The organism is Stenotrophomonas sp. TWI273 (assembly GCF_039674765.1).
Taxonomy (GTDB): domain Bacteria; phylum Pseudomonadota; class Gammaproteobacteria; order Xanthomonadales; family Xanthomonadaceae; genus Stenotrophomonas.
Genome location: NZ_JBDJOA010000010.1, coordinates 80,704 through 99,890, shown reverse-complemented (window position 1 = coordinate 99,890; position 19,187 = coordinate 80,704). Strand labels below are relative to the sequence as shown.

Below are 19,187 nucleotides of genomic sequence, written 5' to 3'. Positions count from 1 at the left end.
CCAGGCCAGCGCGCTCTCGATGAGATCGGCGTATACCGGCAGGTCCAGCGCTTTCTTCACCAGGGTGGGGTTGGTCGTGCAGTCGACCGGCTTCAAGCGCTTGATCGCCTCGTAGTCGCCGGTATCGGCAACCACCACGGACAGATCACGCAGCTGGGAGAGTTTGGACAGCGACGTCATGGAGAGCTCCTGGGCATCAGTCATCAGAGCACGCGTCGAGCAGCGCGCTGACCGCCGCCGTGTCCTGGTCGAACACCGGCGCGGCGAACGGCTCCGGGCCGGGTGTGCGGCCGAACACGATCGGCCGGGTGATGCCGCGGTAGCTGCCCAACAGCGGGTGCGGCAGCGACGTGACCATCTGCTCGGCCTGCACCTGTGGATGGTCGAACATGTCCTCGACCTGGCGCGCGGCCGCGCACGGCACCTCTTCGCCGAACAAGGCCTCCCACGCCAGCGCACTGCGCGTGGCCAGCGCGGCGTGCAACTGCGGCAACAGTATCTCGGCCTCCGCAGCCCGCTTGCGCACCGTGTCGTAGCGCGCGTCGGCTGCCAGTTCCGGCCGCCCGATCCGCTCGCACAATGCCTGCCAGAAGCGCGGGGTATTGGCCGAGATGTACAGGTATCCATCCGCGGTGGGATGGATGCCGGTGACACCGCCTGAGCGCATATCGCGGCCCACTGCCGCCGGCTCGCCCTCGGCCCAGACCATCCGCGCCGACTGCATCGTCAGCGCACTGCGCAGCAGCGACACGCCCACGAACTGGCCTTCGCCGCTGCGTTCGCGCTCGTAAAGGGCCGATGACACACCGGCCGCCACCAGCGCGGCAGCGTAGTAATCGACCACCGAGCCGTACAGGATCTCCGGGGCGCCGCCCGCCTTGCCCTGCATCGTGCACATGCCGGTCATGGTCTGCAGCACCTGGTCGTACCCTGCCTTCTCCTTCAACGGCCCCTGCTCGCCGTAGCCGGTGACCGAGCAATACACCAGGCGCGGGTTGAGCTTGTGCAGGCTCTCGAAATCGATGCCCAGGCGTACCGGCACGCTCGGCCGGAAGTTGTGCACCAGCACGTCCGCCTCGCGCACCAGGCGCATCAGCACCGCACGCTGGTCAGGCTGTTTCAGGTCCAGCACCACGCCGCGCTTGGAGCGGTTCACGCCGAGGAATGCGCGGCTCTCGGCCTCCAGCGTGGAGGGATAGCGCCGCAGGTTGTCGCCGACCGGCGGCTCCACCTTGATCACCTCCGCGCCCTGGTCGGCCAGCAGCGTGCAGCCGTAGGGGCCGGCAATGTAGGCGCTCAGATCCAGCACCCGAATGCCGCTCAACGGCCCGGTGGCACCTTCCCGCTGTGCGATGGCGAATGGAGAACTGGGGTTGCTTCCGGTCATGGTCAATACACTCGATACCTTGATGGAAGTTTCCTCCTGGCCAACGGGAAGAAACAGATCGTGTGGGTATGTTCTGGGTGGACAAAAAGCACGCTGCGGCGTCGGCGGCGCCACCGCCGCCGAACACCGCCGGGACGTCAGCCCGACGGCGCCAGCGACAGCCAGCTCAACCGCCAGCTGCCGTGATCGCGCCCGCCACACCGGTAGTAGGGCTCGAACGTCAGCGGGCCGCGGCACTCCAGCTGCACGGTGATCGACGCGCCCTCGCCCGTGTCCTCGCCCACCTGCAGCCACTGCGAGGGTGGCCGGTGCGGCAAGCGCACCGTCTCATCGGTTTTGTACCCGTCGATCAGGCCGGTGGCATACACCAGCGGCCCGTAGCTCAACCCCACGTACTCCCAGCGCAGGACCTCCTGCGCCACCGGCGCGCCATCCGGCGCGCGCGATTCCTGCACGTTGATGTTGGCCGCCCGGTGCAGGCGTGGCTGCATCGGCAGTTGCACGCAGATCGTGTCGCCGGACTGCCAGGTACGCTGCACGTGCACGAACCCGTCCGCGCCCGCCTCGGCCGCCTCGGGCTGTCCATTGACCTCGATCCGTGCGCCCGTCGCCCAGCCCGGTATCCGCACGCCGATGCTGAACTCGGCGACGCACTCGGGCAGCACGGTGACGGTCACCGTACCCTCGAAGGGGAATCGGGTCGCCTGCAGCAGGGTCACTGCACCGGCCTGCGCGTGCAGCAACGTGGCCTCGCCCGGCCCGTACAGATTGACCCGCAGCCCACCATCGGCCGCGATTCCATAGGCGACTTGTGGCAACTCTTCCACGGCCATCGCGCCGCTGGATTTGCAGCAGCGCCAGTACGTGGTGTGCACGCGCCGGCCGTTGGGATAGGTGTAGTAGCACCAGTCCTCGCCATTGGCGGCCATCGCCGCCAGCAGGTCGTTGTAGGCGGTGCGCTCCAGTTCATCGGCGTAGCGTGCGTGGCCGGTGATGGCCAGCAGCTCACGGTTGAGCTGCATCCACGCCAGTACCGAGCAGGTTTCCACATAGGCCTGCGGGAAGAAGGTGCGCGGCGCGTTGAATACCTCGCGCGACCGGTGCGCCACCCCACCCCACGGCCCGCCGCCCAGCGTGAGGTGCTGCTCGCGGATGTTGTGCCAGAGATGATCCAGCGCCTGGCGATGGTCGTCATGCCCGGTGGCCTTGTACAGCTTGGCCAGCCCGACCAGGTTCCAGCTGAGCTGATAGGCCTTGCCGGTTGCGATGAAGGCTGCGTCCTCACCAGCCAGCGCCTTGTCCAGCAGCGCCAGCCGCGGGTTGGCGTTCGCCTGCGCCAGGATGCATTCGGCCAGCGCCAGATAGCGCGGCTCGCCGGTGACCAGATAGAGATCGGCGGCAGGATCCAGCAGTACCGTGGCGGACATGCCGTGGTGGTTGCCCAGCGTGGTGATGTCGATGCCCGATTGCAGGGCCTGCCAGCACAGGTCGGCGATCCGGCACGCGGCCTGCAGGTAGGCTGCGTTACCGAGCGCGCGCCACGTTTCCAGGAACCCAAGGATCAGGTAGCTGTGCGTCCAGATGTCCCAGGTGCGCAGCGCCGGCTCGCCGTTCCAGCTCTCCGGCTTGGGCGGCTGCGGCACGGTGAAGCGACGCTCAGGCGCATAGTTGCCCAGGTAGCCGTCATCGTCCTGCTGGCTGATCAACCAGTCGGCGACGCGGCGCAACGAGGCCTCCAGCTGCGGCTGCCCGCCCTGCGCCACCGCCCGCGCGGTGGCCGAGAGCCACTTGCCGGCGTGCTCGCCATACCAGTCGCCCTCGTGGTTCTGGTGCTTGTGCGCCTGGCCGAAGATGCTGATCGGCGCGCTGTGCTCATCCACGACGAACGTGCTCAGGCGCCCGCTGCGGTTGGCTGCCAGGGCATCGCCCAGCACGCCCTGCAAGGTGACCTGTTGCGGCGGGACCAGCGTCATGCCGCGGGCGGCGGGATGCAGACGGTTCATGCCGCATCCACCACGCAACGGAAGCCGACCGTACCGGCGCGATCCTTGGACGGACCCATCAGCAGGTACTTGCCGTGCTGATCCAGGCGGTAGGCCTGCGGGAAGTACCAGTGCGAGGTCTGCGGCTGATAGCTGCTGCCGCCACGCAGTACGGCCGCGCGGGTGTGCGCATCGCTGAATTCATCGGTCCATTGCCACACATTGCCGACCAGGTCCTCCACCCCGAACGGGCTGGCCCCCTGCGGATGTGCATCCACATCCGCCGGCGGGGTGAGGCGACGGCCACGATTGACCCGCGGCACGCGTGCGGCATCCCACGCGTTGCCCCACGGGTAGAGGCGCTCGTCGGTGCCCTGCGCGGCGTACTGCCATTCCCACGCATGCGGCAGCCGCTTGCCGGCCCACGCCGCGTACGCACGCGCGTCCTCGATCGAGACCCAGGTGACCGGCTTGTTGTCCCAGCCCGCACGCGGCGCGCCGTCCTTCCAGTCCGCCAGGAAGTTGTGGTCATCGGCCGGCCGGTAGCCGCTGTCATCGAGGAAGCGCTTGAACGCGGCGTTGGTGACCGGGTGGCGATCGATGTGGAACGCAGGCAGCGCCATGCGCCGGCGATGGTGGCGGCGCGCGCAGTCTTCCCACGGGTACTGCACATCCAGGCCGGCCCAGGTGAACCCTTCGATCTCGATACCGCCCACCTGGAACAGGAACTCGCCGGCCGGGATCGTGACCATGCCTGTCGGCGCCTCGGCCTGCGGGGGCGTGCTCGCGATCGCCAGCAGTTCCTGCGGAGCGGCCTTCCACGCGGCGGAGTAACTGTTGAGGGGCTGCTGTGCGCGCTCGGCGGTCGCCGCCAGGAATTCGTCCAGACCCTCGATCGCGGTACCTGCAGCCACACTCAGGATCGCCCCGAAGCCGCGCGCTTCCATCGGCAGCTCGATGTACGCCGCGCCGTCGATGATCCGCGGCGTCAACGCGCGGCCATGCCACGCATCGAAGTAACGCGTGCCTTGCGCATGCGCCAGCGCGATCTGCTCACCGTCCACGGCGTATTCGTTGCGGTTGATCAACGTGTGCAGCGCTACCCCCTCGCCCGGGAACCGGCTGGCGAAGATGCCGCCCTGCAGGCAGACCTGGTACGGCTCCCAGTCCATCGAGACCACCAGCTGCGGGAACTGCCGGTACAGCGTGGCAATCCGGCGCAGCGCTTCACCGTCGCGCGGGGTGAACTGGTTCCAGACGCCCCAGATGTTTTCCCAGGCGTTGTAGCCGATGCCGTTGAAGAAGCAGTACTGCAGGTCGTGATTGCGGTTGCGGCCCCAGCGGTTCTCGTAGTTCACCATGTGGCGTGGCTCCAGCCACTTCCATTTGGAGACGGGCGGCACCGGGCCATCAGGCGCCTTCTTGCCCCAGCTCTGCACGTTCCAGATCAACTGCTCTTCGGAACTGATGGTGGATTCGGGCTGCACCACCACTGGATTGCCGCGTGCATCACAGGCATCGAAGAACGCCCGCGGCACACCGTTGAAGGTATCGCCGTTGATGCCGTCGGCACCGACCGCCTTGACGATCTCGGCCAGCCCATCCCAGTGCGTCACGCCCGGGTCGCGGGTGCCGTGGTCCCACGGCTTGGCCGGCAGGAACACTTTGACGCCGCGCTTCTGGAAGGCCTGCACCGCGGCCTTCAATCCCGCCAGGCCGCCGGGCATGTCATGCGCCAGATCGAACTGGTTGCGGTCATCGATACCGATGTTGGGGTAGATGTACCAGATCAGCACCGAATCCAGCCCGCCGAACCGTGCGGTCAGATCGTCCAGGTACCGGTCGACGGTGTACTGCCCGGTGGCCGCATCGAAGAAATAGCGATCCTCGACCATCATCTGTGCATGCACGAAGTTGCGCTGCGCCCACTGCAGCTCCGGACGACGGTAGTTCACATCGGTGTAGCCGATCCGGACCAGGTGCTCGCGGCGCCAGTCCTTCAGTTCTTCCAGCCAATCGCCCGCGCTGGCATTGGCATCGATCATCCAGCTGCCGATATCGGCGAAGGGCCACGCCGGCGCCTTGCCGGGCGTCGGCAGGTAACGCCCGGTGGTCACGTGCGAGAACTTGTACTCGGTGCGGATCGGCTCACGCCCGTAGTCGGCTGCATCGGTGTCGTAATCGGGGCTCTGATACGGCGTGGTCATGGGCAAGGCATCCAGCAGGAAACGGAAAGGAGGGACATCAGCGCGCGCACGCTGCCGCCAGCGCGGCATGGGCGGCGGCATCGGGAACGCGCGTGGGATCGCCCAGCAGCGCCTGCACCTCGGCGCGGGTGGGAATGCTCGCCTGTGCGCCCAGGCGGGTGCAGGCCAGCGCGGAAGCTGCGGTGGCGGCCAGCAACGCCTCGGCCATCGGTTGATGGTCGGCCAGCGCAGCGATCAGGGCGCCACAGAAAGTATCGCCGGCCGCGGTGGTATCCATCGGGTCGATGCGGAACCCCGGCTGCAGCAGCACCTCGCCGTTCACCCGGGCCAGGCAGCCACGCGCACCCAGGGTCACGATCACGCAGGGCACCGGCACGCGCGCCAGCCCCGTGGCCAGGTCCGGGGGATGGCCGGCCACCACATCCAGCTCACCTTCGTTGACGATCAGCACATCCAGCAGCGCGAGCAGCGCATCGGACAGGACCTGTGCCGGCGCCGCGTTGAGCGCGACCTTGAGCCCGGCCGCACGGGCGCGGCGGGCATAGGCGGTGATGGTGGGCACGGGGGTTTCCAGCTGCAGCAGCAGCCAGCCCACGCCCTCCAGTGCCGGCAGGTGCTCCTCGCGGAGCCCGAGGTTGGCACCCGGCGCGACCGTGATCGCGTTCTCGGCGGTGTCGGCCAGGCAGATGAAGGCGGTACCGGTGGGCAGCGCAGGATCGCGCACGGTCGACAGGGCCACACCCGCATCGCGCAGGGACGCCTCGATCGGCGCGGCGAAATCATCCTCGCCCACGGCCAGCAGCATCCGTGTCGGCGCACCGCCGGCCCGCGCGCAGGCCACGGCCTGGTTGGCGCCTTTGCCACCGGGGAACGTGCTGAAGCCACGGCCCAGCACCGTCTCACCGGGCGCCGGCACATGCGTGGCGCGCACCACGAAATCGAGATTGGCCGAGCCGGCGACAAGGACGGTGGAACGTGTCGCACTACTCATGGGTCTATCGCCTCATCAACGCGGTTGTAGAACGTCGTACTGATGCGCGGCAGATCGTCATTGCCGCCCGGAAGATGCTGCAGCATCAGAATCGCGACCAGGCGGCGTGCCGGGTCGATCGTGTAGTAGGTCGAGGCCGCGCCCGACCAGCCGAACGCGCCGACCGAAGCGGTGCGTCCTTTCAGGGCCGGATCCAGCAACACCGAACCGCCCAGGCCGAAGCCCTCGGCATCGCTGAACTCGGTCACCGGCCGGGGCAAGGCGGTGTGCACCAGCTGGTTCTGCATCATCAGGGCCACGGTGGAGGGTCGAAGCAACTGCACCTCGCCGTAGCGGCCGCCGTCCAGCAGCATCTGCGCGAACCGGCCATAGTCGCCGGCCGTGGAATACAGACCACCGGCACCGCTTGGATACGGCCGGAGCGCACTGCCGGGCACCCGCGCATGCACCTCATCGGCGAGCACCAGATCACCGTGCTCGCCCATGGTGGTCAGCGCCACCACCCGTGCGCGATCGCGCACCGGCACCACGAACCCGGTGTCGCGCATGTCCAGCGGGCCGAACACACGCTGTTGCAGGAACTGCTCGAACGGCAGCCCACCCACCACTTCCACCACGCGCGACAGAACCTCGATCGACGTGCTGTCGTAACGGAAGCGCGTGCCCGGCTCGGTCGCCAGTGGCACGCGGGCCAAGCGCGTGGTGTAGGCGGCCAGGCTGTCCGCGGCCTGCACCTGCTGGTGTTCCAGCAATGCGGTTACCGCCTCGAATCCCTCGCCACCCGCTGCGAAGCCGGCGGTATGGGTGAGCAGATGTCGTACGGTCAGCGTCTGTGTCGCCGGCCGCAGCTGTGGCGCCGCGGCGGTGCCCCCGGCGAAGACCTGCAGACGCGAGAACTCAGGGAGATGGCGCGCCACCGGATCATCCAGATCCAGCCGACCCTCTTCCACCAGCATCAAGGCGGCCACCGAGGCCACCGTCTTGGTCATCGAGTAGATGCGAAAAATGCTGTCACGCTGCATGGGCGTGGCATGCGCCAGGTCCTGCCAACCGTAGGCGGCGTCATGCACGATGCGGCCATCGTGGATCACCAGCGCGACCGCGCCGGTATAGCCCTGGCGGCCCGTCGATTCGTGCAGGAAGGCATCGACTGCTGGCAAGCGCGCCGACGCAGCCGTCGTTTCCGTCTGGCTCGGCGGGTCCGGCAACGACGCCGCGGCCTGTCCCACCGCCAGCATCAGCAACGCGAACACGGCCAGGCGTGCCCGGGGGCGGCAATGACGGGCGTGGGCCGGTCCGTGCGATGGCCAGTACATCCGCTCTCCTGCTGTCGGTGGCGGTAACGTCATGACAGGGTAAGGCAATAAAAACGGACCGGCGCTGCAGTGCCTCGCAGCGCCGGTCCGCGGTGACGGTCAGAACGTGAAGGTATGGGTCAGCGACACCATGCGGCCACGGCCGGAGAAGAAGTTCTGCCAGCCCGGCAGCTGCGACCAGGTCAGCACGTACTGCTTGTCCAGCAGGTTCTCGATGCCCAGCGACAGCTTGCCGTAGGTGCCGGTGTCGTAGTTCATGCTGAGATCCCACAGCGCGTAGCCGTAGGTATCCTCGTCATTGCGATACACCGCACCGTTGGACGGATTGACGAAGGTCTCGCGCAGGTCACGGCTGAAGGTACGACTCACGCCCAGCGTCGCGTCGAAGCGATCGTTCGGCGTCCAGGTCAGCGAGGCATTGACCTTGTCCGGCGAGATATCGAGGATGCCCATCTCCTTGTTCAGGCCCGAGCCGTCGTAGTACTGGGTCTGGCCGCGGATCCGCGAGTACAGCAGCGTCGCCTTCCACTGGTCGTTGAAGGTCCAGGCGCTGTTCAGTTCAACGCCTTCGATCCGGGTCGGGGCGCGGGTGAGGATGAAGTCCTCGGTCACCTTGTCCACGGTCAGCGATGAGCCGAACTCGGACGTCGAGCGGTAAGCCGACATCCCGACCTGGGCCTGCTCGCCGCGCCAGTTGAAGCCCACTTCCTTGTTCTTGGTGATCAGCGGCTGCAGATCGGCGATGCATGCCACTGCCTTGCACGGGCTGTTGGCCTGGATGTTGCGCAACGGGATGCCCACGTTGGCGATACCGAAGCCTTCCGAGTAAGAGGCGAACACCGACCACGCATCGGTGATGCGCCAGATCGCACCGAAGTTGGGCAGGTTGGCCTTGTAGTCGAGCTTGCCGCCCTGCACCGGGGTGAAGTCGCGGTAGGCGGTGGTGGTGTAACCGTCGATTTCCAGCTCACCGTCTTCGCGGCGGATGCCGGCATCCAGCGTCACCGGGCCGATGTCCCAGCTCAGCTGCGCGTACGGCGCCAGGCTGGTGTACTTCATCGGCGGCACCCATACCCGGTCGGTCAACGCCAGGCGCTGTTCCGCCGTGTCTTCCACCAGGTCCAGGCCGGTGCGCAGGCGCAGGCCCTCCACCGCGAACAGGCCACTGTAGGCATAGGCCGCGCGCAGCCCCTTTTTCTCGGAGTTGATCTCCGACTGGTCCCAGATGCGCTGGTCTTCCGGCGGGGCCGGCTTGACCAGCTGGCGGTCCGTGCCGTTCTCCGGCACATAACGCATCGCCTGTTTCGCCCAGTACAGGTCCACGCTCAGGTCACCGCCGAAGAAGTCGGCATGGGTGTACTTGGCAGCGAACTGTTCGAAATCGTTGAACTCGGCCAGCGAATCCTTGATCGAGCCCTTCTCGGCGGTATTGGTGCTCGGCACCGGGCACTCCACGGCGTCGTAGCGGCAGCCTTCGACCGGAATGTAGTTGTGCTTCCCACCGATATGGAAGTTGCTGTAACTGGCCTGGATGCGCTGCATCTGGCCCTCGCCGAAGTTGTAGCCGCCCTTCAGGAACAGGTTCTTGCTGTAGGAATCGGACAGCGAGCCGGAGGTGTTCAAGCCAACCCGGCGCCCGTCGCCGTCGTAGGCGATGCCGCGATCGATGTAGGCGCCGCTGATCAGGAAGTCGGCCGCATCGCCCTTGAAGGTGTGGGTGATGCCGATCTTGGACTGGCCGCTGTCATCCTTGAACTGGGTGCCGTAGCGCGTGCTCACCGTGGTCTGGTGGCCCTCCACTTCCGGATTCTTGGAGAGATAGTTGATGACGCCACCGGCACCGCCGATGCCTTCGGCGGCCGACGGGCCGTTGATGACCTCGATGCGGCCGATCACGCCCATGTCGGTGAACGTGCCGTTGCGGCTGCCTTCGCGCAGCGGGGAGCCCTGCGGCACACCATCGAACAGGCGCAGCGCGACGCGGCCGCGCAGGGTCTCGCCACTGTTGCTCATCGCCTGGGAGGATTCGGAGTAACCGGGCACCATGCGTGCCAGCACGGCCGTGGCGTCTTCGGTCAGGTTGAGGGTGCGCTGCACCTGTTCCTGGTTCACGACGGTCACTGCACCGGGAACCTTCTCGATCGAGATCGGGGTCCGGCTGCCGGTCACGATCACCTGGTCCAGATCGGTGGGCGTCGTGCTCTGCGCCATGGCAGGGCTGATGACACAGGCGAACAGTGCAGTGCTGATGGCCGCGGAAAGTGGCTTGATCATTCGTTTCTCCCCCCCAAAAAAAGGAAATGCGGGACAGCCGGCCGGGGAGCCGTCGCCACCGATGACGCGCGTGGGCTTTCGCCCTTCCGCCGGTCGATGCGGTTCCCTTGCGGGTCTCCACGTCCTGTCCGGCAACGAGGCGAGAGCCTAGGCGCGGCGTCATGGCGATAGAACTGCGCTCAGGTATGTTCAAAGCCTAGGATTTGTTTCGCTTCGCACCGCGCACCGCGCGAAAACCCGTGGTGTCAGCGTTGCGGCTCGGTCAATGCGACGCGCGCTTCCTCCAGCAACACGTTCACCAGGCGGATGCGCACCGACGAACGCGACCAGACCACGCCAATCCGGCGCGGTTCGCTGCACTGCGGCAAGGGAATGCGCACGACATTCAAGCCTTCCGGCCAGGGCTTGGCCCAATCCGGCACCAGTGACACGCCCAGCCCGCGGTCGACCATGACCGCGATGGCGTTGAGTGCATTGAGCTCGAACCGCTCGCGCGGCACGATCCCGGCCTGTCGCAGGTAGTCATCGGCGAGGCGACCGCCCCATTCGTGGCGGTCGTAGCGGATCAACGGCTGCTCGCGCAGCAGCTCGTGCGGGTCACGGCTGCCCAGATGGGCCGGCGCCAGCACCACCAGTGGTTCTTCGCGCAGCTGCTGCCACTTGCAGGTCTTGGGCAGCGCGAAGGGGGCCTGCAGCACCATCGCCGCATCCAGATCGCCAGCCTCCACCGCCCGGTACAGATCGGCCGAGTAGCCCGGCTTGATGAAGACGTTGATCTGCGGGAACGCCGCGACCATCCGCGACAGGATGTCCGGCAGCAGGCCGGCCAGCGCGGTCGGGCACGCGCCCAGCCGCAGCTCGCCGGCCAGGTCGTTTTCGTTGGCCACGCTGCGCAGGTCGGCCACCTGGCGCAGCAGGTCGCGCGCCCGCTGCAGGATGCGCGCGCCGTCCTCGGTGACGCTGACGGTGCGCCCGGCGCGGGCGATCAGCGGCGCGCCGAGTTCACGTTCCAGCGTGCGGATCTGCTGGGCGACCGCGGCCGGGGTGATATGCAGCGAGCGGGCCGCGGCAGCCATCGAGCCGCGGTCCACCACTGTTACGAACGTACTCAGGAACTGGGTTTCCACGGATTACCTCTCAGCGCGTGAGCAACCTACACGAGCCACTGGCGCAATGCGATTGGACCAATGGCCCGTGCGCCGGCGCCTCAACGGTGCTGGTCATGGGGCTGCCGCTTCGGCCGGGGTATCGCGGTAGATGGTCAGCCCCTTCAGCGAGCGGGTGGGCGCCGGGAAGAACAGGCTGGCCACGTAGCCGATCACGATGCACAGCAGGATCGAGATCGCCAGATAGAAGTACGGGTGCACCAGGTCCATGGTCCAGCAGACCAGCGTGATCAGGATCGAGCCGGCCACACCGATCGCCACGCCCGGCGCGTTGGCGCGGCGGGTGAACATCCCCAACGTGTAGGCACCGGCAAAACCACCGCCGAGCAGACCGGCCAGTTCGATGGAAACATCGAACAGCGAATGGATGTCATAGCGGCTCATCACCAGCGCGATGCCGATGCCGATCAGGCCCACGCCCACGCCGGACCATTCGGCCACGCGCACGGCGGTTTTCTCGTTCGGGTCCTTGACCAGTTTCTGGTAGAAATCCACCGAGACCAGGGTCGAGATCGAGTTGATGATGCTCGACAGGGTCGACATCGCCGCGGCGAAGATGCCGGCGATGATCAGCCCGGTGACGCCGGCCGGCAGCTCGGCGGCGATGAACAGCGGGAAGGTCGCATCGATCGGCAGCAGCGGATTCAGGCGCTCGGGATTGTTGCGGTAGTACATCCACAGGGCCGTACCGATGCCGTAGAACACGAAGCCGCCGGGAATCATGATGGCGGCGAATGCCCAGATCGATCGCCCGGCTTCCTTGTCCGAACGCGTGGACAAGGTGCGCTGCATCAGCACCTGGTCCTTCGGGAAGGTCAGCACCACATCGAACACGACCAGGAAGATGAAGCCCCACACCGTGGCCTTGGTCAGGTCGAAGCTGAAATCAAACAGCTTGGTCTTGTCTTCCGCCGCAGCCGCACTGAGCAGCTGCGGCATGTCGCCACCGGTCTGCAGGAAGATGAAGCCGATCGCGAACAGCGCGCCGCCGAACATCACGATCACCTGCACCACGTCGGTCCAGATCACCGCCTTGGAACCGCCGACGGTGGAGTAGATGATGGTGAACACGCCCATCAGCATGATCGACCAGACCACGTCCACGCCGGTAATGGTGGAGATCGCCAGCGCCGGCAGGAACAGGATCACGCTCATACGGCTACCGATCTGCATCACGATGCACAGTGCGCTGGACAGCATGCGGATCGCCGGGTGGAAGCGGGTTTCCAGGTAGGAGAACACGCTCATCAGGTCCAGCCGGCGCAGCAGCGGCACGATCCAGACCGCCACGAACATAAGGCCGACGACCGCGATCAGGTTGTTGGTCAGGTACTGCCAGTTGGTATCGAAGGCTTTGGCCGGGATGGCGATGAAGCTGATCGAACTGGTGTTGGTGGCATACAGGCTGATGCCGGCCGCCCAGAACGGAATCGAGCGCCCGCCGACGAAGAAGTCCGCCGTGGAAGCGTTCTGATCCTTGAGGTAGAAGTAGAAGCCCATGCCGAGCATGGCCAGCAGGTAGATGCCGATCACCGTCCAGTCCAGCCAGCGCAGCAGGTGCTTGCCGCCCTGCATTTCGGCGTACTGGAGCTGGCTGCCGGTGGCGCCCGCGCTGGCCCAGGCCAGTCCGTTACCCCACGCGGTGACTGCCTGCGGATCGGCCGCCACGGGCGTCTCCAGCGTCGTCCACGCATCGGTGATCGTGTGGAAAGTGCGCGCCTGGGTCATGCCGCTGCCGTCCTTCACCAGCATCAGCAGATGCGCCTGGCCCAGCGCGCGCATCGAGCCGGCCACGATCGTGCCGTCCGGCGACGCGACCTGCTGCCAGCTGGCGTCGACGTTGCGGCGCCACAGCTGATCGCTGCCCGCGCTGGTGGCCAGGCCCAGGTACAGCGCGCCTTTCTGCGCCTGCAATGCGCTGGCAACCCCCTGCTGCGGCAAGTCCTCCAGATGCTGCCAAGTGGCGGTGCCTGCCGCCGCGGGACGGCGGTAGAGCTGGGCGCTGCCAGCCGCATCGGTGCCCACCAGATACAGCGCGTCACCAAAGGTGGCCGCCCGCGCGTTGCGCAGCGGCTCAGGCAGCGCAATGGCCGCGCCGAAAACCAGCGCGCCGTTGTTCAGGACCACCGGCTGCAGGCGGTCGCCGAGCGCATCCCGGCCCTGCAGCAGATAGGTGCGCCCGGCCGCGCTGACACTGCCCTCAAGCCCGTCCAGCTGCCCGGCGGCCGGCGCCGGCAACGCATCCCACGCTTTGTTGTCGGCGCGCAGTTCCCAGGCACCTTCATGGCCGAGCGCCACCAGGCGCCCGTCCACATGCACCAGCCCGCCCGGTGCGATCTGCGTCGGCAATGCCGGCAGGTTGCCGGCCGCCACCGTAGTCAGGCTCTCGGCGGCCACGGCGCCACTGCCGGCAAGCAGGACAGCGGCGGCAACCAGCCGCACGCTGCGCGCGCAGCGCCGGAGCACAGTGGAAAGAAACGCGGACGGTGCAGGCTTGTGCATGAAATTACCCGGAAAAAGTGCGGCAACGCCGAAGCCGGCAAGAGCGCAGGTAAGAGACAGTGGTCGATGCATCCCGATACCGCAATCAGGTAACCGGGGGAGAAGACGCGGCAAGCAGGGCTTGAGCACGGCGCAGGTACGGCAGGTCGATCATCCGGCCTTCAAACAGGAACGCGCCGTGTCCCTGCCCTTCGGCACCGGCGGCGGCGGCAACAATCCGCTGCGCCTCCGCGAGCATCGCCGGCGGCACGCTGAAGGTGGCGTTGGCCAGGGCAACCTGGCGCGGGTGGATGCAGCTTTTGCCGATGAAGCCCAACTGCCGGGCCATCTGCGCCTCGGCCAGGAAGCCGTCGCTGTCAGCCACGTCCGGAAATGCGCCGTCGCAGGCGAACACCTGGGCTTCGGCGGCCGCCAACCGCAGCGCGAACAGCGTGGCATGCACATTGCTCGGCTCACGGTCGATGCCGTTGGGCGAAAACAGGTCGCCCAGTCCCAACTGCAATCCGGCCACGCGCGGGTGCGCGCCGGCCAGTTCGGCGGCGATGCGCAGGGCCTTGGGGGTTTCGATGTTGATCAGCAGCCCGATCGGGCGCGTCACGCCGTTGCGCTGCTCAGCCTGTTCCAGCCGTACGATGGCCGCCAGCAGCTGCGCCACCGATTCAATCTTGGGCAGGTTGAGCAAGTCCACACCGGGGAGCGCCACGGCATCCAGGTCCGCGCCGAAATGGGCGCTGTCGGTACCGTTGCTGCGCACGATCAACTGCTTGTCACCGGCGCCGCCCCGCACGCGGCGCAGGAAGCCGGCGACCTGGTCGCGGGCCTGGGCCTTGCCGGCCTCGGGCACCGAATCCTCCAGGTCGAAAGAGAGCGCATCGGCCTCGCCGGCCATGGCCTTGTCGAACAGTTCCGGTCGGGCGCCGGGGACGAACAGCTTGCTACGCATGGTTTTCCCTCATCAACCCGCGCAGTCTGCAGAATTGGAAGCCCTTTAAAAGTGCGGTCCCGGACATTCATTGGATAGCATTTGTTTTGACCGCCCACTGCGCTGCAGTGCACCACGAGCAGAACAGCGTCGAACATCACCGTGTTGCCCGCACAATCCATTGCTGGAACCTGCCGTGGTGACCGCCCACGTCGCGTCTCGGGCGGTCACCCACCAAACGCGTCACGAGGACTGCTGCCGATGCATGAACCCACCCTGCCGTCGACAACCATCGTCCGGTGCATGCAGCACCTGCACGCGCCGAGCTCGGCATGACCGGCCCCACCCTGGTGCTGGATGGAAGCGCCATCCACGACATCGCCGGCTTCTACGCCGAGATCAACCGCGTGTTCATGGCCAGCGAGGACTGGCAACTGGCCCCAAGCCTGGATGCGCTGGATGACCTGCTCTACGGCGGCTACGGCGCACTGGCCGGGCACGCATCCGCCACCGTGCACTGGACACACATCGCACACAGCCGCGCCGCGCTCGGGGTGGCGGCCACCCGCGCCTGGCTGCAGGAAAAACAGGCGCGGCCCGGCGTGTTCAATGCCGCGAGAATCGCCACCCAGCTGGACGCGCTGGAACGCGGCGTCGGCCAGACCTATTTCGACATCATCCTGGAGGTATTCGCCGCCCATCCCACCTTGCAGCTGCGCACGGACTGAGCGGCTGCGGGGCGCGCCCGTGCCGCTTGAACCGCATGCCCTTCGCCCTGCCCGCCCCCTCCCCTACAATGGCCGACCAGGCGGCCTTCCGGGCTGCCCCCGACTGTGATGGACCCCGCGTGACAGAGAAGCAGCCCGAACACACCCCGCTGATGAAGCAGTTCTTCGCCGCCAAGTCCGACTACCCGGACCTGCTGCTCTTCTTCCGGATGGGCGATTTCTACGAGCTGTTCTACGACGACGCCCGCAAGGCGGCGCGGCTGCTGGACATCACCCTGACCCAGCGCGGCAGCTCCGGCGGCGCGCCGATCCCGATGGCCGGTGTGCCCGTGCATGCCTACGAAGGCTATCTGGCGCGTCTGGTCGCCCTGGGCGAGTCCGTGGCGATCTGCGAGCAGATCGGCGACCCGGCGCTGGCCAAAGGCCTGGTCGAGCGCAAGGTGGTGCGCATCGTCACCCCCGGCACCGTCACTGACGAAGCGTTGCTGGACGAGCGCCGCGACACCCTGCTGATGGCCCTCTCGCGGGGCAAGAATGGCTACGGCCTGGCCTGGGCCGATCTGGCCGGTGGCCGCTTCCTGGTCAACGAAGTCGATTCGGACGATGCGCTGGAAGCCGAGCTCGCGCGCCTGGAACCGGCCGAGCTGCTGGTGCCCGATGAAGAGAACTGGCCCGCCTTCCTGCAGTACCGCAATGGCATCCGCCGGCGCGCGCCCTGGCTGTTCGATGCCGACAGCGGCCGCCGCCAGCTGCTGAATTTCTTCAAGCTGCATGACCTGACCGGCTTCGGCATCGACGACAAGCCGCGCGCCACCGCGGCCGCCGGTGCCCTGCTGGGCTATGTCGAAGAGACCCAGAAGCAACGCCTGCCGCACCTCACCGCGATCGCCACCGAAACCGCGAGCGAAGCCATTGCCATGAACGCGGCCACGCGCCGCCATCTGGAGCTGGATACGCGCGTCGATGGCGATACCCGCAACACCCTGCTCGGCGTGCTCGATACCACGGTGACGCCGATGGGCGGCCGCCTGCTGCGGCGCTGGCTGCACCGCCCGCTGCGCCTGCGCGAAGTGCTGGTGCACCGCCACGATGCGGTCGCTACGCTGATCGATCGCGGCGCCGAGGGCGACGTACGCGATGCCTTCCGTGCACTGGGTGATCTGGAACGCATCCTCACCCGCGTGGCGCTGCGCTCGGCGCGCCCGCGCGATTTCTCCACGCTGCGCGATGGCCTGGGCCTGCTGCCCGAGGTGCGCGCAGTGCTCGCACCGCTGGATTCGCCGCGGCTGATCGCGCTGCACGATGCGCTGGGCTCGCATGACGAATGCGCGCATCTGCTGGCCAGCGCGATCGCTCCGACCCCGCCGCTGAAGCTCAGCGATGGCGGCGTCATCGCCGAAGGCTACGACGCCGAGCTCGACGAGCTGCGTCGCCTCTCCACGCATGCGGACCAGTTCCTGATCGATCTGGAACAGCGCGAGCGCATCAGCAGCGGCATCGCCACGCTGAAGGTCGGCTACAACCGCGTGCACGGCTACTACATCGAAATCAGCAAGGGGCAGTCGGAGAAGGCGCCGGTGCATTACACGCGCCGCCAGACGCTGACCAATGCCGAGCGCTACATCACCGAAGAACTGAAGTCCTTCGAAGACAAGGTGCTGTCCGCGCGGGAACGCTCGCTGACCCGCGAGAAGTTCCTGTACGAACAACTGCTGGACATCCTCGCCAGCGGGCTGGAGCCGCTCAAGCAGTGCGCCGCCGCGCTGAGCGAGCTGGATGTGCTGGCCGGCTTCGCCGAACGCGCGCAGGCGCTGGACTGGGCGCGACCGGAACTGGAGACCGGGCCGTGCCTGAAGATCGAGCGCGGGCGTCATCCCGTGGTCGAAGCGGTACGCGAGCAGCCGTTCGAACCGAACGATCTGGACCTGCATCCGGACCGCCGCATGCTGGTGATCACCGGCCCGAACATGGGCGGTAAATCCACCTACATGCGCCAGAACGCACTGATCGTGCTGCTGGCCCACATCGGCAGCTTCGTGCCGGCCAGCCGCGCGGTGATCGGCCCGATCGACCGCATCCTGACCCGTATCGGCGCCGGCGACGATCTGGCCCGTGGGCAGTCGACCTTCATGGTCGAAATGGCCGAGACCAGCTACATCCTGCACCACGCCAGCGCACAGTCGCTGGTGCTGATGGACGAGATCGGCCGCGGCACGTCCACCTACGACGGCCTGGCACTGGCCGATGCGGTCGCACGGCATCTGGCTTACCAGAACCGCTGCTACACGCTGTTCGCCACGCACTATTTCGAACTGACCGCGCTGGCCGACGAACAGCACGAAGGCGGCGCCAGCGGCATCGCCAACGTGCACCTGGATGCGGTGGAACACGGCGACGCACTGGTCTTCATGCACGCCGTGAAAGATGGCCCGGCCAACCGCAGCTTCGGCCTGCAGGTGGCCGCACTGGCCGGCCTGCCGAAATCGACCGTCGCCCAGGCGCGGCGCCGTTTGGCCGAGCTGGAGCAGCGCAGCCATGAGACGCAGTCCGCCGTGGTGGCCGCGCAGGCGCTGGATGCACCGCAGCAGTTCGGGCTGTTCAACGCACCCAATACCGCCGCACAGGATGCGCTGGCCGCGATCGATCCGGACGAGCTCACCCCGAAGCAGGCACTGGAAGCGCTGTACCGGTTGAAGACGCTGCTCTGAGGGAGCGTCCGGGCTGGCCACGACCAACGGTCGTGGCCTACCGCCACAGTGCGGTAGTGCCGGCCGCTGGCCGGCTCCCCGCAGCGCCGGTAGCATCCGACCGTTGGTCGGGTGTCCGCGCGGGCCCGCGTGAATTCTTCGCATTCCCGTAGTGAACGCAGCGCTATGCTCGGGCGGTTCCCATCCCTGCCCTGGAGTCCGCCGTGAATACCGAATCACTTGCCGCGTCCCTCTTCCAGCAACTGCAGCAGGGCCAAGGCCTGCAGCAGGTATCCCAGCAGCTGGGCATCGACCCCAACCAGGCCAGCACCGCGGTCGGCGCCGCCCTGCCCCTGCTGCTCGGCGCGATGGGCCGCAATGCGCAGGAACCTCAAGGCGCACAGGCACTGCTGGGCGCGCTGCAGCGTGATCATGCGCCGGCCGGTGCCGGGAGCGGCGTCGATCTGGGCGGGCTGCTCGGCAGCGTGCTGGGCGGCGGTGGCGGCAATGCCACCAACGGTGCCGGGATACTCGGCCACATCTTCGGCGGCAACACTGACCGTGCCACCCAGGGCCTGAGCCAGGCCACCGGGCTGGACAGCAGCAAGACCAGCCAGCTGCTCGCGATCCTTGCGCCGATCGTGATGTCCTATTTGGCCCAGCGCTTCGCCAGCGGCGGCAACGCCAGCCCCGGCCAGCTCAGCCAGGCCCTCGGCCAGGAAGCCCAGAGCGCCAACAGCGGTGGCCTGCTGACCTCCGTGCTGGACCAGGACGGAGATGGGCAGCTGGGCGTCGGCGATCTGCTCAAGCTCGGCGGCGGTCTGTTCGGCAAGCGCTGAAGGCAATCGCTCGAAATAGCCTGCGCCTATCGCATTGGTTGATTCATTCGAATGTACCGAATGAACGGCAGTGATTACCGTGTGGGCACGCCTTCACATCGCGGTGCTTTACGGCCAGGTGTGCGGGCAACCTTCCCGACGTCGCCATCGCCTCCCCACGCCGATGGTGGCCACGTTCGCCAGTAC

Annotated in this window: 13 protein-coding genes; 3 read left to right on the top strand and 10 right to left on the bottom strand. The window is 67.2% G+C overall.

What is annotated here, in order from left to right:
• From ABE571_RS13880 to ABE571_RS13835, 10 genes are all read right to left on the bottom strand, one after another.
• A partial coding sequence (locus tag ABE571_RS13880) for a transaldolase family protein (protein ID WP_346464316.1) occupies positions 1-180 on the bottom strand: 180 nt, incomplete at its 3' end.
• A 16-nt stretch (positions 181-196) separates the two neighbouring features.
• Positions 197-1,387, bottom strand: coding sequence for a CoA transferase (locus ABE571_RS13875; RefSeq protein ID WP_102789147.1), 1,191 nt, complete (start codon positions 1,385-1,387; stop codon positions 197-199).
• A 137-nt stretch (positions 1,388-1,524) separates the two neighbouring features.
• Positions 1,525-3,390: a beta-L-arabinofuranosidase domain-containing protein gene (locus ABE571_RS13870; RefSeq protein WP_346493849.1), complete on the bottom strand. Its 1,866-nt coding sequence runs from the start codon at positions 3,388-3,390 to the stop codon at positions 1,525-1,527.
• A complete protein-coding gene (locus tag ABE571_RS13865; RefSeq protein WP_102789226.1) occupies positions 3,387-5,576 on the bottom strand; it encodes a formylglycine-generating enzyme family protein in 2,190 nt (729 codons plus the stop codon). Before ABE571_RS13865 ends, ABE571_RS13870 begins: the two co-directional genes overlap by 4 nt.
• A 37-nt stretch (positions 5,577-5,613) precedes the next feature.
• A complete protein-coding gene (locus tag ABE571_RS13860; protein ID WP_346481912.1) occupies positions 5,614-6,567 on the bottom strand; it encodes a ribokinase in 954 nt (317 codons plus the stop codon).
• Positions 6,564-7,883 carry a serine hydrolase domain-containing protein gene (locus tag ABE571_RS13855; RefSeq protein WP_346464319.1) on the bottom strand — a complete coding sequence of 440 codons (1,320 nt, stop codon included), beginning with the start codon at positions 7,881-7,883 and terminating at the stop codon, positions 6,564-6,566. Before ABE571_RS13855 ends, ABE571_RS13860 begins: the two co-directional genes overlap by 4 nt.
• A gap of 99 nt (positions 7,884-7,982) precedes the next feature.
• On the bottom strand, positions 7,983-10,157 hold the full coding sequence (locus ABE571_RS13850; RefSeq protein WP_313211116.1) for a TonB-dependent receptor: 2,175 nt from the start codon (positions 10,155-10,157) through the stop codon (positions 7,983-7,985).
• A 245-nt stretch (positions 10,158-10,402) separates the two neighbouring features.
• Positions 10,403-11,284, bottom strand: coding sequence for a LysR family transcriptional regulator (locus ABE571_RS13845; RefSeq protein ID WP_346493848.1), 882 nt, complete (start codon positions 11,282-11,284; stop codon positions 10,403-10,405).
• A gap of 93 nt (positions 11,285-11,377) precedes the next feature.
• On the bottom strand, positions 11,378-13,825 hold the full coding sequence (locus tag ABE571_RS13840) for a sodium:solute symporter (RefSeq protein WP_346493847.1): 2,448 nt from the start codon (positions 13,823-13,825) through the stop codon (positions 11,378-11,380).
• Positions 13,826-13,910: 85 nt separating this feature from the next.
• The gene (locus ABE571_RS13835; RefSeq protein WP_346464323.1) at positions 13,911-14,768 is read right to left on the bottom strand and encodes a CoA ester lyase; all 858 of its coding nucleotides are present in this window, start codon (positions 14,766-14,768) and stop codon (positions 13,911-13,913) included.
• Positions 14,769-15,079: 311 nt separating this feature from the next.
• Between ABE571_RS13835 and ABE571_RS13830 the strand changes: the two genes are divergently transcribed.
• The 3 genes from ABE571_RS13830 to ABE571_RS13820 all read left to right on the top strand — a co-directional run bounded on the left by ABE571_RS13830 (position 15,080) and on the right by ABE571_RS13820 (position 19,001).
• Positions 15,080-15,475, top strand: a complete 396-nt coding sequence (locus ABE571_RS13830; protein WP_313211113.1) for a ribonuclease inhibitor — start codon at positions 15,080-15,082, stop codon at positions 15,473-15,475.
• A gap of 152 nt (positions 15,476-15,627) precedes the next feature.
• Positions 15,628-18,183, top strand: a complete 2,556-nt coding sequence (gene mutS, locus ABE571_RS13825) for a DNA mismatch repair protein MutS (protein WP_346466394.1) — start codon at positions 15,628-15,630, stop codon at positions 18,181-18,183.
• A 203-nt stretch (positions 18,184-18,386) separates the two neighbouring features.
• Entirely contained in the window at positions 18,387-19,001 is a 615-nt protein-coding gene (locus ABE571_RS13820) for a DUF937 domain-containing protein (RefSeq protein WP_313211110.1), read from the top strand.
• Positions 19,002-19,187: the final 186 nt, after the last annotated feature.

What these genes read in the sequence shown, in the direction of transcription:
- mutS (WP_346466394.1), top strand. Translation starts at nt 15,628, where the DNA reads ATGAAGCAGTTCTTCGCCGCCAAGTCCGACTACCCGGACCTGCTGCTC.
- ABE571_RS13830 (WP_313211113.1), top strand. Translation starts at nt 15,080, where the DNA reads ATGACCGGCCCCACCCTGGTGCTGGATGGAAGCGCCATCCACGACATC.
- ABE571_RS13860 (WP_346481912.1), bottom strand. Translation starts at nt 6,567, where the DNA reads ATGAGTAGTGCGACACGTTCCACCGTCCTTGTCGCCGGCTCGGCCAAT.
- ABE571_RS13850 (WP_313211116.1), bottom strand. Translation starts at nt 10,157, where the DNA reads ATGATCAAGCCACTTTCCGCGGCCATCAGCACTGCACTGTTCGCCTGT.
- ABE571_RS13875 (WP_102789147.1), bottom strand. Translation starts at nt 1,387, where the DNA reads ATGACCGGAAGCAACCCCAGTTCTCCATTCGCCATCGCACAGCGGGAA.
- ABE571_RS13855 (WP_346464319.1), bottom strand. Translation starts at nt 7,883, where the DNA reads ATGTACTGGCCATCGCACGGACCGGCCCACGCCCGTCATTGCCGCCCC.
- ABE571_RS13870 (WP_346493849.1), bottom strand. Translation starts at nt 3,390, where the DNA reads ATGAACCGTCTGCATCCCGCCGCCCGCGGCATGACGCTGGTCCCGCCG.
- ABE571_RS13865 (WP_102789226.1), bottom strand. Translation starts at nt 5,576, where the DNA reads ATGACCACGCCGTATCAGAGCCCCGATTACGACACCGATGCAGCCGAC.
- ABE571_RS13840 (WP_346493847.1), bottom strand. Translation starts at nt 13,825, where the DNA reads ATGCACAAGCCTGCACCGTCCGCGTTTCTTTCCACTGTGCTCCGGCGC.
- ABE571_RS13835 (WP_346464323.1), bottom strand. Translation starts at nt 14,768, where the DNA reads ATGCGTAGCAAGCTGTTCGTCCCCGGCGCCCGACCGGAACTGTTCGAC.